We start from the raw sequence: 16,188 nt of genomic DNA, 5'->3' as shown, positions 1-16,188 counted from the left end.
GCTTTTAGTGGGACCGGCTTCAGCCGGGAAGGCGTCGGCACAGCTGGCATCGTCCCAGCGCCGCCGGACTTACAGCTCAATCGCTTTGGTCAGCTCGCTGAACAGCGCCGACACCGAGCGCAGCGCTCGGCAATCCGGACGCGTCAGCAGCCACAGCCCGGTGTCATGCCCTGCGAGCGGCGCGCTTATGGGCTGAACCTCGCTGTCCCTCAGCATGAAATCCGGCAGCGCTGCCACGCCCATGCCTGCGCGCACCAACTGGGCGACTGCAAGCATGGAGCTGCAGCGGTAGGCGAGGTTCACGCCGGGCAGATGCTGCCGCCGCCACATCACGGTCGGGTGATCGGGGAGGAAATCGTCGGGGGCGATCCAGGCCATGTCGTCGAGGGCCAGATCACCGCAGCGTCGCGCGTAGGCCTCGCTGGAACAGACCCGATACGCAACCGTGCCCAGGCGAGTGCCGACCAGGTGCTCAGGCGGCGTGTTGGTCAGACGCAGCGCGATGTCGGCGTCGCGTCGGCTCAGGTTGGCAAAGCTGCTGGAGGTGTTCATTTCCAGGCGCAGGCCCGGGTAGTTCGGCATGAATCGGCTCAGGGCGGGGAGCAACAGGCTTTGCAGCACGGCTTCGGTGCAGGTCAGGCGCACGGTGCCGCTGACGACTTGCCGGCCCTGCTCGAGACTCAACTGCGCGAGGGCCAAGGCGTTCTCGGCACTTTCGGCCTGCTGGGCGAGCGCCAGCGCGGCACTGGTCGGTACGTAGCCTGTGCGGCTCTTGTCGAAGAGCGCAGTGCCCACCGCCTTTTCCATCCGACGCACCGCGCGGAACACCGTCGAGACATCGACCGTCAGCAGTTCGGCGGCCTTGGCCAGCGTCCGCCCACGGACCAGCGCAAGGATGAGGGTGAGGTCGGCATGGTTGATTCGATAGTGCGCAGCTGCATTGATCACTTGCCTGAACGCCCATTCTGATTGCAGGGCGACAAGCTTATAGTCGCCCCAGGACCTCACGCAAAGCGTTTTGATATCAGGGAGCACACATGACTCAACGGCAGAAAATCCGGATCGCACTGGTGGGTGACTATGACCCGAGCGTACCCGCGCATCAGGCGATACCCGTGGCGCTGGACAGGGTGTCGAGCGAAACCGGTCTCAGCGTCCAGGGAAAGTGGCTGCCGACGACGGATATCGTGGATGGCGCGAGCCTGCAGGCGTTCGATGGCATCTGGTGCGTCCCGGCCAGCCCCTACCGCGACATGGACGGCGCGCTGACCGCAATTCGCTTCGCTCGTGAGCGGCTGGTTCCCTTCCTCGGGACGTGCGGCGGCTTTCAGCACGCGTTGCTGGAGTACGCGCGTAATTGCCTGGGCTGGGCCGATGCCGAGCACGCCGAGACGGCGCCGGAATCCGAGAACGCAATCATCACGCCGTTGAGTTGTTCGCTGGTCGAGGCCTTCGCGCCGATTCGTCTGCGGGCCGGTTCGCGGATTGCCGCCGCGTACGACGCGCTCGAAACACACGAGCGCTACCGCTGCCGCTACGGTTTGCGCAAGGAACTGGAGGCTGAGGTTTTTGCCGGTCCGCTGAAAGTGTCCGGCCATGACCACGACGACGAGGTCCGGGCGATGGAGCTCGACGGTCATCCGTTTTTCATCGCGACGTTGTTTCAACCGGAACGCGCCGCGCTGGAGGGCAGCACGCCGCCATTGGTGAAGGCGTTTGTGCTGGCCTGCGCGGAGAGTGAATTGACATGATGTTGGCAAAAACATTTGCCGTGCCGTATTACGCGGTGGTCTTCACCTCGGTCCTTACTGGGCATGAAGCACGGGAATATGACGATGCAGCGCAGCGGATGCTCGACCTCATTCGTCAGCAGCCTGGTTTTCTCGGCGTGGAATCGGCACGCGACGACGATGGGCTGGGGATCACCGTGTCTTACTGGGACAGCTAAGCAGCGATCCTGGCGTGGAAGGAACACCCGGAACACCGAGACATACGTGAGCGCGGCCGTTCTACGTGGTATCGGCAATGCACGACCCGGGTTTCCAAGGTGGAGCGGGAATACAGCTTCAACAATTGAAGCGCTAGCCTTTAGTAGACCGGCTTCAGCCGGGCAGGGGCCTTCATATGCACTCTCGATTTTGCGGTGTGGCGAATGACGTCTTCCCGGCTAAAGCCGGTCCTACATCCGCGTTCACCCCAATTTCACTGACTGCACACGCTGCTTTAGTAGGACCGGCTTCAGCCGGGAAGGGGCCGGTGTTGGCGCCATCGGTTTCATGGCGTGACCATTGACGCGTTCCCGGCTGAAGCCGGTCCTACCGCTACCCGCCGGCTTTATTCATCCAATCATGGCATGACCGGCGGAACGTAAGCCAACGTCGTGCCCAGCACCCACAACAGGAACAGCACCAGCGGCGTATGCACCAGCAGTTGCACGAACGAGAAACCGATCAAGTCCCGTGCCTTCAGGCCGAGCACGCCCAACAGCGGCAGCATGTAGAAGGGGTTGATCAGGTTCGGCAGCGCTTCGGCGGCGTTGTAGATCTGCACCGCCCAGCCGAGGTGGTATTTGAGATCGTTGGCAACCTGCATCACGTACGGCGCTTCGATGATCCATTTGCCGCCACCCGAGGGAATGAAGAACCCGAGAATCCCCGAGTACACGCCCATCAGCAGCGCATAGGTGTCGTGGGAAGCGATGCTGGTGAAGAACGTCGAGATGTGGTGCGCGACGGTTTGCGCATCGCCGCCCTTGACCGTGGTCAGCAGCGCGGCGATCGAACCGTACAACGGAAACTGAATCAGCACGCCGGTGGTGGTCGGCACGGCGCGGGCGACGGCATCGAGGAAGCTGCGCGGACGCCAGTGCAGCAGCGCGCCGACCATGATGAACAGGAAGTTGTAGGTGTTCAGGCCGGAAATCGCGGTGATCGCGGGTTTGGTGCTGAACTCGTTGTACAACCAGCCGGACGCCAGCACGACCATCAGAATGATCAGCAGCGGGCTGTATTCCAGCCATTCGCCCGGCCGGGTGCGCGGTGGCAACGGTGGCAGGCTGAAGCTCGGGTCTATGCCGCATTCTTTGGCATCGCGGGCGTTGGCCGGTCCGGGGGCCGTGGCGTAGGCAACAATGATCGAGACCACCACCAGTGCGAGCAGCATCACGCCGGACTGCCAGAGGAAGATCGTCTGGGTGAACGGAATCACCCCGGTGATCGCCAGGATCGAGGGCGGCAGGCTGGCCGGGTTGGCTTGCAACTGCGCGGCGGACGACGACAGGCCCAAGGCCCACACCGCGCCCAGACCCAGATAAGCCGCCGCACCGGCAGCGCGGTAGTCCATTTTCAGATCGGTACGCCGGGCGAGTGCCCGCACCAGCAAGCCGCCGAAGACCAGCGACAAACCCCAGTTGAGCAGTGACGCCACCATGCTGATCAGCGCGACCCAGGCCACAGCCGACCGGCCGTTTTTCGGGATGCGCGCCAGGCGGTCGATCAGCTTGACCGCCGGCGGCGAGCTGGCGACGACGTAACCGCCGATGACCACGAAGGCCATTTGCATGGTGAAGGGGATCAGGCTCCAGAAGCCGTCACCGAAGGCCCTGGCGGTGTCGGCGGGTTTGGCGCCGATGACCAGCGTGGCGAGTGTGACGATGACCACGGCCAGGGCGGCGAACACCCACGAGTCCGGGAACCAGCGTTCCGCCCATTTGGCGCAACGCAGGGCAAAGCGGGCGGAGCGGCTTTCTTCGATGTCGGCGGCCACGTTTGTTACCTCTTGGAGTTATTGTTCAGGTTTTTTGGACAGCTGTTTCAAGTGTTGGCGGTGACGCGAAAAAAGCACCGGCTCAGATACAGCAAAGCCCCTTCATCGCTGAAGGGGCAGGGCGGTCTGACCAAAGGTGCGGGTGTGCGAAAGCTCAGGGTGTTGCCAAAACGTGGAGCACGACGCGGAACCTGTAGGAGCGCGCTTGCCCGCGAAAGGGGCTTTCAGACACGGCGTGGGTGTCTGGCCATCCGCGGTTCGCGGGCAAGCGCGCTCCTACAAGTACCGCGCCATCGCCGTTAAAACGTCATTTCAACCACGTCATCCGGCACGATCAGCTTGCCAGCGGTCTTGGCGATGATTTCATCGACGGTCACGCCCGGTGCGGTTTCGCGCAGCACGAAGGCGCCGTTTTCGATCTCCAGGTAAGCGAGGTCGGTCAGCACTTTCTTGATGCAGCCGGCGCCGGTCAGCGGCAGGCTGCAGCGTGACAGCAGCTTGGATTCGCCGTCCTTGGACGCGTGGGTCATGGTGACAATGATGTTCTCGGCGCCAGCCACCAGGTCCATCGCGCCACCCATGCCCTTGACCAGCTTGCCGGGAATCATCCACGAGGCGATGTTGCCCTCGACGTCCACTTCGAACGCGCCAAGCACGGTCAGGTCGACGTGGCCGCCACGGATCATGGCGAAGGACTCGGCCGACGAGAAGATCGACGCGCCCTTGCGCGCCGTCACCGTCTGTTTGCCGGCGTTGATCATGTCGGCGTCGATGGTCTCTTCAGTCGGAAAAGCGCCCATGCCGAGCAGGCCGTTTTCCGATTGAAGCATCACGTCGATGCCGTCCGGGACGTAGTTGGCGACCAGGGTCGGAATGCCGATGCCCAGGTTCACGTAGAAGCCGTCTTGCAGTTCGCGCGCAACGCGCTGTGCCATTTGTTCGCGGGAGAGTGCCATGATCTTGGGTCTCTTTTATTCTGTCCGGCCTGTGGGGGGCCGGAGATACAAAGGGGGAAAGCGGTTCGAGTACGACGCTGACGTCAGGCTTTTCTGACGGTTCGCTGCTCGATGCGCTTCTCGAACGTGCCCAGGATCACGCGATCGACATAGATGCCGGGGGTGTGGATTTCGGTGGGCAGCAGCACGCCGGGCTCGACGATTTCTTCGACTTCCACCACGGTGATCCTGCCGGCGGTGGCCACGACGGGATTGAAGTTCTGCGCGGTGTGACGGTAGACCACGTTGCCGAAGTGGTCGGCCTTCCAGCCTTTGACGATGGCGAAGTCGCCGGTGATGGCTTCTTCCAGAATCACATGGCGGCCGTTGAACTGGCGGGTTTCCTTGCCTTCTGCAACGGGTGTGCCGTAGCCGGTCGCGGTGTAGAACGCGGGAATGCCCGCGCCGCCCGCGCGCATTTTTTCGGCCAGGGTGCCTTGGGGGGTCAGCTCGACTTCCAGCTCGCCGCTGAGCAACTGGCGCTCGAACAGGGCGTTTTCACCGACGTAGGACGCGACCATTTTGCGGATTTGCCGGTCTTCTAGAAGGATGCCGAGGCCAAAGCCGTCGACGCCGCAGTTGTTGGAAACGACTGTCAGGCCCTTCACGCCCATGCGTTTGATTTCAGCGATGAGGTTTTCGGGGATGCCGCACAGTCCGAAGCCGCCGGACAGCACGGTCATGTTGTCGGTCAGCCCGGCGAGGGCTTCAGCGTAGGTTGCCACGCGTTTATCGAGTCCAGCCATGGTGAGATCCCGCCTTATTTGTAGTTGTGTCCGACAATCTAAGCATCGGAAAGCGTTGGCCGCATCTTCTCTCGCATGCACTGATTTGTTAATTTTGTTTTTTTGATCGATTGATAAGTAATCCAAATATATGAACGTGAAACAGCTTCGGGCGTTTCTGGCGGTGGCGCAGTGCCTGAGTTTCGCTCAGGCCGGTGAGCGTTTGCATGTGTCGCAACCGGCGTTGAGCCTGACCATCAAGGCGCTGGAGGAAGACCTGGGCGGGCAATTGCTGACCCGCACCACGCGCCAGGTCAGCCTGACCCCGGAGGGTGAGGCCTTGCTGCCACTGGCCCGCCAGTTGCTCGCCGACTGGGACAACACCGAAGAACTGCTGCGTCAGCGTTTCACCCTGCAGATGGGCAAGGTGTCGGTGGCCGCCATGCCGTCCTACGCGGGCAACCTGCTGCCGATCGCGCTGAAGGTGTTTCGCGAGCGCTACCCGCGGGTGAATGTGGCGGTGCACGACGTGATCAACGAGCAGGTGGTGGAAATGGTCGGCCATCGGCGCGTGGAGCTGGGCATTGGCTTCGAGCCCGAGGCGGGCAATAACCTGATTTTCACGCCGTTTTACATGGACCGCTTTGTCGCCGTGGTGCCGAAGGATTCGCCACTGGCCGCCCGCAACGAAGTGAGTTGGGACGAGCTGCTGCGTCACGACTTCATCACCCTGCAACGCCCCTCCGCTGTGCGCTTGCTGCTGGAGCAGGACCTGCAGAGCCAGCACGGCAAACTGTCGGTGGCGTTCGAAAGCCATCAGCTGTCGACGGTGGGCCGCATGGTCGCCAACGGCCTGGGCGTCAGCGCGGTGCCGTCGCTGTGCATCGAGCAGATGGAAGAACTCGGCGCCCGCTGCATTGCGCTGGAAGGCCCGCGCATCGAGCGGCGTATAGGTTTGATGACCCAGGCGGACCACCAATTGTCGGCAGCGGCCCAGGGGTTGCGCGAGGTGCTGATTGAATGCGCACGGGGCCAAATCGGCCAGATCCTGTGAAAATTTAGCTGCGACGCAATGCCGCATCCGGTATGGTTCGGCCGGTTGAAACATAATGTTTCAAATCATCCTGAGATAAAACCGAACGATAAGGGGTTCCGCGTTGGATGTGTCGTCTGCTGCCTGGGTGTTTCATGACACCCGCCTGATCATCTGCTGCCTGATCGCCATTGCCACCATCATTGTGCTGATCAGCGCGACCAAGCTCCCGCCGTTTCTGTCGATTCTGGTGGGCACATTCATCGCAGGGATAGGCGCGGGGTTGCCAGCGGAGGCAGTGGCGAAGGCGTTCAGCAAGGGCGCGGGCGGGATTCTCGGTGAGGCCGGGATCATCATTGCCCTGGGTGCCATGCTCGGTGCGCTGATGGCCGAGTCGGGCGCGGCCGATCGCATTGCCTCAACGCTATTGGGGCTGGGCAAGGGCAAGGCTCTGCCATGGGTCATGGCCCTGGTGGCCATGGTCATCGGCCTGCCGCTGTTCTTCGAAGTGGGCCTGGTGATGATGGTGCCGATCATCTTCGTCATGGCGCGCCAGTCGAATCAGCCGCTGCTGAAAATCGCCATTCCTGCGCTGGCCGGCATGACCACGTTGCACGCGCTGATGCCGCCGCACCCAGGGCCGCTGATTGCCGTCAGCGCCTTGCACGCCGATCTCGGCCTGACCATGTTGCTGGGTTTTTGCGTGGCAGTGCCGGCGGTGATTCTGGCCGGTCCTCTATACGGGAACTGGCTGTCAAAGCGCATGCACATTGAGGAACCGGCGGAACTGGGCGAGCTGTTCTCGGCCAAGCCCAGCGCCTCCCGCCAGCCGAGCTTCGGTATCTCGTTGCTGATCATTCTGCTGCCGGTGATTCTGATGCTCGGCAGCACGTTGGCGAAAATCGCCATGGAGCCGGAAAGCAACATCGCCCTGACGCTGAAATTCCTTGGTGAACCGCTGGTGGCGTTGGGCATTGCGGTGCTGGCCGCAACGGTGTGTCTGGGCTGGGCCAACGGTATCTCCCGCGAGCAAGTGGGCGGCACGCTGCGCAAGAGCCTGGCGCCGATTGCCGTGCTGCTGTTGACCATTGGCGCGGGCGGCGGCTTGAAGCAAACGCTGCTGGACGCCGGTGTCAGCCAGACCATCAGCAAAGTGGCCGAAGGCGCACACATGCCGTACCTGCTGCTGGCCTGGTTGATTGCGGTCGCGCTGCGTCAGGCCACTGGTTCAGCCACCGTCGCGACCACCACCACGGCGGGCATTCTTGCGCCGATGATGGCCGGGCTGGCGCCTGTGGAAGCCTCGTTGGTGGCGCTGGTGATCGGGGCGGGCTCGGTGTTCTTCTGCCACGTCAACGACGCGGGATTCTGGATGGTCCGCGAATACTTCGGCCTGCAGTTGAAGCAAACCATTTGGGTCTGGTCGGTACTGCAGACGATTGTGTCGGTGGTGGGGCTGATCGGCACGTCGTTGTTGTGGCACTTTCTGGTCTGAAGATTTCCGAAAGTCAAGGCTGAAAACTTGTGGGACTGAGCAGCCTCACAGGGTTTGCCTCCGACGCACGTGTTGGGCGTACCTTGCCAAAAATTGATGACGGTCATGCCGGCCTCTTCCCGGCTGAAGCCGGTCCCACTAAGAGTAGCGCGTGCATTCATTAAAATGCGTGTGATGAAACCGGCCCCTTCCCGGCTGAAGCCGGTCCTACAGTGGGTGCGCGGTGTCTGTAGGACCGGCTTTAGCCGGGAAGCTTTTGATCTTGATCTTCGAATAAATAAAGCCCAGTCACCGCCAAACGCGACTTGGGTGCAGGCTGAACGTAGACGATGCGCAGTGGGCCGAGCCGCATGGATGCGGCGAGAGCGCCGTCAGGACATGGATGTCCGTTCGGCGCGGGCCCACGGAGCATCGTCGGAGTGAAGGAACCCTGACGAAGGAAGGGCCTAACCGAGAGCAGGCACTTTTGCTTACTTTTGGTGCTTTTCAAAAGTAAGTCGCCGAAGGCGAAACCCGAGGCCGTTAGGCCGACGCACTCTACACCTAGATAGATCGCGGAACACACAATTGCGCGCCAAACCCGATAGCCACTATCAAGACGACTGATTTCTGCTGGAAAGGCCCGGCGCGTAGCCTTGGCTTCATTCCAGAAACGAGCCAAATGGAGGCTCCCAATGAACCGTCTTCTTGCCCTCTCCCTGTTACTCTCCGCCTCCGTTCTCGCCGGTTGTGCCGCTGGCAATCACCCGGAACTGCGTCCCTATAGCGCTGAAGAAACCCACCAGTTGGCCCTCGAAGATCTCAACCGTCGCGGCTTGTCTTACGACGAATTCCAGGCCCGCAAGGCGCAACTGATGGAGCAGCCACAACTGCAACGCGCCCACGAGTTCGATAACCGGGGTGAAGTGAACGCCGAAGTCAGCGTTGCTTCGAAAGCACGTCAGGGGTGAGTCGGAAAACTTACAACGCCAGTTTCAAATGCCCGCCCGCTTCCTTGTGACGCGCATGGGTCCGGTGTTGAAGGCCCAGTAAAAAGTGATCCAGACCGTCATGCAGACGCTGGGTCAGCAGTTCATCCAGATCACCGCCCAACGCGTTCTCGCCGTAGCTGATCTGGCTGTCGATGGCGAAGACCCCGTGCAGCACTTCCTGGCATTTCAGCGCGGACAGCACTGGTTTGAGCGCGTAATCCACCGCCAGCATGTGCGCAATGCTCCCTCCCGTCGCAATCGGCAAGACCACTTTGCCGTGCAGTGAGCGCTCCGGCAGCAGGTCGAGCAGCGTCTTCAACGCCCCCGAAAACGACGCCTTGTACACCGGCGTGCCGATCAGCAAGCCGTCTGCCTTCGCCACTGCGTCGATGAAAGCCACCACCTGCGGGCTGTCGAATCGGGCGTAGAGCAGGTCTTCGGCGTTGAAATCCTGAATGCGCACACTGTTCACTTCCACGCCATGGCCCTTGAGCCAGTGCGCGGCATGTTGCAGCACCACGCCCGAGCGCGACCGTGTGGAAGGGCTACCTGAAATCGAGACTACCAACATGTGTTATTTCCTTGGGGTCAGTCACCCGAGGTGCCAGGCACCGAGCAGGCCGCGATTAACGCGAAAGTGATGGGCGTGAAGACCCTTTGCCCGTACTGAAGCAGCATGCGTGCCAGCGATCTCCATCGCCCGCCGCCCCCGTCAATCCAGCGAGCCCCCACAGCTGCAATCCTGCCAACCACCCCAAACTGTTGATCCAGGCGCACGTATCTGTTGATCCACTGTTGCCGTAGCAACACTTTCCTTCACTAAATCAAACCCAAAAAAAATCCCCGCAGTCGGACCACTGCGAGGATTTCCCTGTTGCTCTGCTGTCAGCTTGAAGCTTCAAACTCGCCGCTTGAAGCTGCCTGTCCGATCAATTCCTGAACATCGCACCCGTCTGGATGATGTTGTTCGAGCCCAGCAACTGGCTCACGTAACGGCTCCAGCGGGTGATGTTGGCCGGGCCGACAAACACCACGTCCTGGGCCGCCAGCTCAAAGCCTTTTGCCAGCGCATAACTGGTCGGCTTCTTCGCCGCCAGGTGATAAACCGTCGCACCGTGGGTGGCGTCTTGCGCACGAATCACATACACCGCATCGCCATCGGCTGCGTCAGGGCTCAGGCCGCCAGAGGTGCCGAGCGCTTCCAGCAAGGTCACGCTGGTGGTGCTGAACGAGATCACTTGCGGGCGCTGAACTTCGCCCAGCACGTAGATCTTGTTCTTGGAGTTGCTGTTGAGGTGCAGGTAGTCGCCGTCTTTCAGGAAGATCTTGCTGATCTGCGAGTCTTTGCGGTTCAGCGAGTCAACGTCGATCACGTAATCCTTGCCGTCGCGACGCAGGGTCAGGCCGGCGAGGTTGGCGTCGGTCGAATCAAGACCGGCCTGGCTGATGGCCTGAACCAGGCTCAGCGGAATATTGGTGATCGGTTGCGGGCCTGCCGATTTGAAGGCACCCGAGAGCAGGACGCGCTGGCTGTTGTAACGCAGCACTTTGACATCGACTTTCACTTCGGTGTATTGCGGCGCCAGACCCATGCGCAGTTGGTCGCGGATCTGCGAAACAGTCTTGCCGGCGGCCTGAATGCGGCCCACGTACGGGAAGAACACGGTGCCGTCGTTCAGCACTTCGCGGCTGTTGGCGTCCAGTTGTTCCTGGGAGCCGGGCGCGGTCAGTTCAGGGTGTTCGAAAACGGTCACCAGCAAGGCGTCGCCCGGGCCGACGACGTATTCAGGCGTCTTGTAGCTCAGCAGTTCCGGGGGCAGCGGTTTGGCCGCTGCGTCCGCCGTCTTCTGCTGCTGCGCAAGGGTGGCGGGGGTGATGTTGATCAGCGTGACCTGGGGACCGTCGGGGTCTTTGTCGGTGACATCGCTGTAAGACATGTATTGACCGGGGGCGAATGCGCAGCCTTGCAACACCAGACTGGAAAGCAGCACGACCGCTAACGTTACTTTCATATGAATGTTCCTTCTAATCCTAATAGGTGCGTACTGGCACCGCAGTGATTTCTTTGCATCCCTTACTTACACCGAACATCGGATCACATTCGCTCATGCACCCGTTCACCTCCCGCCGAGCTTACTAGCCCATGGCCATGTTTGTTGTTATGGGCAGATGTTTTTTTAGAAGGCGTTCTTGTTGACGAAGCCTTTGAAGAGCGTCAGCAGGATGATTTTCAGGTCCAGCCAGACCGACCAGTGCTCGATGTACTGCAGGTCGAATTCAACGCGTTTCTGCATCTTGTCCAGCGTGTCGGTTTCGCCGCGCCAGCCGTTGATCTGTGCCCAGCCGGTGATGCCCGGCTTGACCTTGTGCCGCAGCATGTAACCCGATACCTGCTTGCGGTACTGCTCGTTGTGCGCAACGGCGTGGGGGCGCGGGCCGACGACGGACATCTCGCCGCGCAGTACGTTGAAGAACTGCGGCAGTTCGTCCAGCGAGGTACGACGCAGAAACGCGCCCAGCGGCGTGATGCGGCTGTCATTGCGCGTGGCCTGGGTCACCACGGCGCCGTTTTCCTGCACGCTCATGCTGCGGAATTTCCAGACCATGATCGGCCGCCCGTCCAGGCCGTAACGGCGTTGACGGAACAGCACCGGGCCTGGGGAGGTGAGCTTGATCGCCAGGGAGATCAGCATCAGCGGCAGGGCGATCATCGTCAGAATGATGCTCGACAGCACGATGTCTTCCAGACGCTTGACCACGCTCCAGGCGCCGTCCATGGGCGAGTCGAAAATGCTGATGCTTGGCAGGCCGTTGATGCTTTCGCTGCGGGCGTGCAGCAGCTCGAACATGAACACATCCGGGATCACGTAGACCGACGCGGTGGTGTCGCTCAAGCCTTTGATCAGTTCCTGCAAACGCGCCTGTGCGCCGAGTTCGAGGGTGATGTACACCTTGTCGATCTTGCCGTCGCGGGCGTCCTGGATCAGTTGATCCAGATCGCCCAGCACCGGAATGCGCCGACCGATGCGCGCCAGGTCGATCTGCTGCGGCGCTTCGTCATAAAAGCCCAGCAGGTTCAAGCCCATCCACGGCGCGCGTTCGATGGACATCGCCAGGCGTTCGCCGCAATGACCGGTGCCGACGATTGCCACGCGCCGGGTGTTGAAGCCCTGGGCGCGCAAGGTGTGCAACACGCTGCGAATCGCCAGACGATAGCCACACAACGTCAGCAATACGGCGGCAAACCAGGCCATCTGACTGTTGTCCGCCAGATCGTCGGGCTGCAACAGCAGGTAATCGACAAACAGCAGCAGCACGAAGGCCAGGCCCCAGTAATTGGCGACCCTCAGCAGCTCGCGCAAAATGCGCTCGCCACGCCACGAGCCATACAGTTGGTGGTATTCGGCCAGCCAGTGAAAGGCCACCGCTGCCAGCAGAATCTGCATCCAGACTTCGCTGCTCATCGACGTGCCGGTGAGCAGGTTGACGCCGTAACCGCCGACCGCGATGACCGCCAGATCGAGCAACCGATGAGCGACGGACAGCGACGATGAATGGGCATGCAGGATGCCCCTTAATGGTGTGCGCATATGCTGGGCTCGCTCAGACGGATTTGATCGGAACAACGCGGGCGGAGAGGTCGCTGCTGACCAGCGTCGGCGCGATCTGGATCGGCCGGGTGTGCGCAGGCTGGCGGCTTTGACGGGCAGCCGTCAGACGGGTCTCGACGAACTGGCGCATTTCCAGTTCGAAGCGGGCTTCGCTGAAGCGCTCGGCATTGTTCCGGCAGGCTTGCGCGGTGATGCGTGAACCGTTGATCTCGAACGTCTCGATGGCGGCCATCAGTGACGCCACGCTCTGCTCCGGGTAGAGCACGCCGGTCGGCTGGGGGTGATCCAGGCCGCAGACCGTTTCGACCACGCCACCCTTGGCGAACGCGATGACCGGCGTGCCGCAGGCCTGGGCTTCCACCGGGCTGATGCCGAAATCCTCTTCGGCGGCAAACACGAACGCCCTGGCGTTGCTCATGTGTTCCTGCAACACCGCGAACGGCTGATAACCCAGCAGCGTGACGTTCGGCGCGTTGGCCGCAGCGGCCTTGGCCTTTTCCATTTCCGGACCGTCGCCGATCACCACCAGACGCTTGTTCGGCATCGCCGCAAAGGCTTCGATGATCATCGGCATGCGCTTGTACGGGACCATGCGCGAGGCGGTGAAATAGTAATCCTGCTTATGTTCCTGCAGCGCGAACCCTCGGGTGTCCACCGGCGGGTAGATCACCGTGGATTCGCGACGGTAGGCCTTGGTGATACGCGCGCCGATAAAGTGCGAGTTGGCGATGAAGTCATCGACGCCCGCGGCGGTGCGCTGATCCCACATGCGCATGTAATGCAGGATCATCCGCGCCACTTTGCCTCTCAGGCCGGTGCTCAGGTTCGCCTCTTTGAGGTACTGATGCTGCAGGTCCCAGGCGTAGCGGATCGGCGAGTGCACGTAGCTGACGTGCAACTGGTCCGGGCCGCACAGGACGCCTTTGGCCACGGCGTGGCTGCTGCTGATGATCAGGTCGTAACCGGACAGGTCCAGTTGTTCGATGGCCATCGGCATCAGCGGCAGGTACCGCTGGTACTTGGTCTTGGCCTTGGGCAGGCGCTGGATGAACGTGGTCTTCGCGACCTTGCCGCCCAGTTGGGCGCGGTCCTGGTCGCTGAGGAAATCGATGACGGAGAACAGATCCGCCTCGGGCCAGATGTTGATCAGCGATGCCAAAACCCTTTCGGCACCGGCGTATGTCACCAACCAGTCGTGGACGATTGCAATTTTCATTGGAATTCTCTGCATTAACGGCTGAGGGACGCCCGGCACGTCGAGCGAAGCTCGCGCGGGCCATCCCATGCCTTTCCATGTGCGCAGGCGCTCAATCAGACGCTGACAGGCTGCGTCTCGGCTTTGCGGTTATTGAGGCGTTTTCCGAGCTGGATGAAAGGGTGTTCGATGTAGCGAAAGCACAGATGGGCGGCGCCCAGGGTCAGCACCGTCGCGACCAGCGCCACCAGCAGGCCCGGTGCGTCGGTCCCGCGCAGCAGGCATTGGCTGAGCATGCCCATCGACGGGTGCAGCAGGTACAGCGAGTAACTCACTGCGCCCAGCCAGACCAGCGCGGGGTGGTTCAGACGCACACTGCGGGTCAGCAGCACGAAGCTGACGATGGCCACGGCGTAGGTGAAGCAGTAACGGCCCCAGGTTTCGCCGGTGCCCATGTCTTTGCTGTAGGCCATGATCAGCGTTGGCGGCAGTAGCACGGCGAAGGCAACAAACAGCATTTTCAGGTTCCGCGTCAGCGCCGCGCTGTGCTCGGCCAGCAACCACTGGCGCCACACCGAGCCGAAGAACATCAGCGACAACGCCAGGGGCAGCGCCACCGGCAGTTTGTGTTCGGTCAGCGCGCGGGCAATGCCCATCGCCAGCGCGGCGAGCAGAAACACCAGTGAACAGCGGGCCCGGAAGGCCAGGTCGTACAGCTTGCCGGCAATGAACAACGCCAGGCACAGGCCGTAGAACACCAGTTCGATGAACAGCGTCCAGTACAGGCCGACCACGTCGTCGACGCCCAGCGCCGCTTGCACCATCGTCAGGTTGGCGACGATCTGCGGCCAGGACGGCAGCGGCGCGCCGGTCAACTGAAGCATCAGCACAAACAGCACCAGTGACAGCCAGTAGGCCGGGTACAAGCGCATGAAGCGTGAGATCAGAAAGCGTCGGGCGCCGTCGGGCACCGGCTTGAGGCTGTAGGGAATCACTACGCCGCTGATCATGAAAAACCACAGCACCCCTAACTTGCCGGGGTCGATCAGGTAATCCAGCACCCAGACGTGACCGATGACCGGTGCGTACAAATGGGTGAAGACCACCATCAAGGCGGCGATGCCGCGCAACGCGTCGAGATAGGCAAGGCGTTTCATGGCAGTGCCTCAGAGCTTGCTGGAAGATTCGCGACCCAGGGCATCGCTGCCCTGGCTGCTGCGCCGGTCTCTGGCCGGACTCAGCAGCGCGTCGATGCGTTGAGAAACCTGTCGTGCCGATTCCTCCCAGGAAAACCGCGCCACGTTGTTCAGTCCGCGTCGGCGCAGCGACTGGCGCAGCGGCATGTCCGTCAGAATGCGTTCCATGGCTGCGGCCATGTGGCACACGTCCAGCGGGTCGAAATACAGCGCGCTGGCTTGCAGCACTTCGGGAATCGACGCTGCGTTCGCCGCCAGCACCGGGCAACCACACGCCTGAGCTTCCAGGGGGGGAATGCCGAAGCCTTCATACAGCGACGGAAACACAAAGGCCGTTGCGCCCTGGTACTGGCTGATCAGTTCGTCATCGCTCAGGCGACCCAGAAAGCGGATGCGCGGGTCACGACTGGCCAGGCGTTGCAGGTTGTCGTCGCTGAAGATCCCGCTGGCGCCACCGACGATGCGCAATTGCAGATCATCGTGGCCGCGCAGCAGCAGGAACGCCTGAATCATCCGGCTGAAATTTTTGTGCGCGCTGGGCGAAGACACCGCCAGCAGGTAGTCCCGTTGCTTTTTAAGGGGCGGGCCTGGTTGAAACGCACCGCTTACGGCGTTGGGCACCACGAAGATTTTCTTTTCCGGGAATCTGTAGAACTGCGAGATCTCACCCTTGGAGAAGGCACTCACCGTCAGCAGCGACTTGATCCGCGACAGCATGATCGGCGTCATGGTCCGGTAGAGCAGGCGGAACGTGCGCGTGTAGCTTTCCGGATGACGCACATAGGTGACGTCGTGATGGGTCGCGATCTGATTGCCGTACAACAGCGGCGCGGTGCTGCACAGGGAAATCAGCAGCGGGTTGCCCTGACGGCGCAGGTACAGCGGCAGGTCCAGTTGTTCCCACAGGTGGCCGCTGTGGCTGCCGATGCATTTCACGTCGAGGGCCCTGGCGCTTTCGTGCATCTGAATGCCGTGGGGAGCAACGAACACCACGTCGTCGCGCAGTTGCTTGAGGGCCAGGCAGATCTGTTCGGCGAAGCGTTGAACGCCACGCAATTCCTGGGTCAGAAAACGTGCATTGATCACAATCATTGTGGTCGACCTGTAGAAGAGATAAAGGGGTCGTGCGCAGGAGCCGTAAGCGCCCTGAGTGAAGAGGGCGTCAGCGCCCTGAATGAAGGGGCGCTCGAAAGGCGGGCCGG

The 16,188-nt window shown here is 61.7% G+C and carries 14 protein-coding genes and 1 pseudogene; 5 read left to right on the top strand and 10 right to left on the bottom strand.

Annotation, left to right across the window (positions count from 1 at the left end; genetic code table 11):
• Nucleotides 1-69: 69 nt before the first annotated feature.
• Nucleotides 70-948, bottom strand: a complete 879-nt coding sequence (locus L4G42_RS00155; RefSeq protein ID WP_237259092.1) for a LysR family transcriptional regulator — start codon at nt 946-948, stop codon at nt 70-72.
• An 89-nt stretch (nt 949-1,037) separates the two neighbouring features.
• On the opposite strand from L4G42_RS00155, the gene L4G42_RS00150 reads away from it, so the two are divergent.
• Both L4G42_RS00150 and L4G42_RS00145 read left to right on the top strand, forming a co-directional pair.
• On the top strand, nt 1,038-1,751 hold the full coding sequence (locus L4G42_RS00150) for a CTP synthase C-terminal region-related (seleno)protein (RefSeq protein WP_237252167.1): 714 nt from the start codon (nt 1,038-1,040) through the stop codon (nt 1,749-1,751).
• Nucleotides 1,751-2,077 (top strand): annotated as a pseudogene (locus L4G42_RS00145) (antibiotic biosynthesis monooxygenase family protein). The gene L4G42_RS00150 and the pseudogene L4G42_RS00145 overlap by 1 nt, the downstream one beginning before the upstream one ends.
• 269 nt (nt 2,078-2,346) lie before the next feature.
• Here L4G42_RS00145 and L4G42_RS00140 read toward each other — a convergent pair.
• The 3 genes from L4G42_RS00140 to L4G42_RS00130 form a co-directional block, all read right to left on the bottom strand.
• Entirely contained in the window at nt 2,347-3,765 is a 1,419-nt protein-coding gene (locus L4G42_RS00140) for a short-chain fatty acid transporter (protein WP_237259091.1), read from the bottom strand.
• 299 nt (nt 3,766-4,064) lie between these two features.
• Nucleotides 4,065-4,721, bottom strand: a complete 657-nt coding sequence (locus tag L4G42_RS00135; protein WP_122537771.1) for a CoA transferase subunit B — start codon at nt 4,719-4,721, stop codon at nt 4,065-4,067.
• An 83-nt stretch (nt 4,722-4,804) separates the two neighbouring features.
• Entirely contained in the window at nt 4,805-5,506 is a 702-nt protein-coding gene (locus L4G42_RS00130) for a CoA transferase subunit A (protein WP_237252165.1), read from the bottom strand.
• A gap of 130 nt (nt 5,507-5,636) precedes the next feature.
• On the opposite strand from L4G42_RS00130, the gene L4G42_RS00125 reads away from it, so the two are divergent.
• From L4G42_RS00125 to L4G42_RS00115, 3 genes are all read left to right on the top strand, one after another.
• Nucleotides 5,637-6,539, top strand: a complete 903-nt coding sequence (locus L4G42_RS00125; protein ID WP_237252164.1) for a LysR family transcriptional regulator — start codon at nt 5,637-5,639, stop codon at nt 6,537-6,539.
• A 103-nt stretch (nt 6,540-6,642) separates the two neighbouring features.
• A complete protein-coding gene (locus L4G42_RS00120; protein ID WP_237252163.1) occupies nt 6,643-8,013 on the top strand; it encodes a GntT/GntP/DsdX family permease in 1,371 nt (456 codons plus the stop codon).
• 674 nt (nt 8,014-8,687) lie between these two features.
• On the top strand, nt 8,688-8,963 hold the full coding sequence (locus tag L4G42_RS00115) for a hypothetical protein (protein ID WP_237252162.1): 276 nt from the start codon (nt 8,688-8,690) through the stop codon (nt 8,961-8,963).
• Between the two features lie 10 nt (nt 8,964-8,973).
• On the opposite strand, the gene ssuE is transcribed toward L4G42_RS00115, so the two are convergent.
• The 6 genes from ssuE to L4G42_RS00085 form a co-directional block, all read right to left on the bottom strand.
• A complete protein-coding gene (ssuE, locus tag L4G42_RS00110) occupies nt 8,974-9,555 on the bottom strand; it encodes an NADPH-dependent FMN reductase (protein ID WP_237252161.1) in 582 nt (193 codons plus the stop codon).
• A gap of 358 nt (nt 9,556-9,913) precedes the next feature.
• On the bottom strand, nt 9,914-10,996 hold the full coding sequence (locus tag L4G42_RS00105; protein WP_237252160.1) for a polysaccharide biosynthesis/export family protein: 1,083 nt from the start codon (nt 10,994-10,996) through the stop codon (nt 9,914-9,916).
• A gap of 165 nt (nt 10,997-11,161) precedes the next feature.
• Nucleotides 11,162-12,574, bottom strand: a complete 1,413-nt coding sequence (locus L4G42_RS00100; RefSeq protein ID WP_237252159.1) for an undecaprenyl-phosphate glucose phosphotransferase — start codon at nt 12,572-12,574, stop codon at nt 11,162-11,164.
• Nucleotides 12,575-12,587: 13 nt separating this feature from the next.
• Nucleotides 12,588-13,811: a glycosyltransferase family 4 protein gene (locus tag L4G42_RS00095; protein WP_237252158.1), complete on the bottom strand. Its 1,224-nt coding sequence runs from the start codon at nt 13,809-13,811 to the stop codon at nt 12,588-12,590.
• Between the two features lie 95 nt (nt 13,812-13,906).
• Nucleotides 13,907-14,947 carry an acyltransferase family protein gene (locus L4G42_RS00090; protein ID WP_237252157.1) on the bottom strand — a complete coding sequence of 347 codons (1,041 nt, stop codon included), beginning with the start codon at nt 14,945-14,947 and terminating at the stop codon, nt 13,907-13,909.
• A gap of 9 nt (nt 14,948-14,956) precedes the next feature.
• Nucleotides 14,957-16,078, bottom strand: coding sequence for a glycosyltransferase family 4 protein (locus L4G42_RS00085; RefSeq protein WP_237252156.1), 1,122 nt, complete (start codon nt 16,076-16,078; stop codon nt 14,957-14,959).
• Between the last annotated feature and the right edge of the window lie 110 nt (nt 16,079-16,188).

The sequence above is a fragment of the Pseudomonas petrae genome, assembly GCF_021728295.1.
Lineage (GTDB): Bacteria > Pseudomonadota > Gammaproteobacteria > Pseudomonadales > Pseudomonadaceae > Aquipseudomonas > Aquipseudomonas petrae.
The sequence above is the reverse complement of the archived record's forward strand: the minus strand, read 5'-3'. Positions and strand labels throughout refer to the sequence as shown.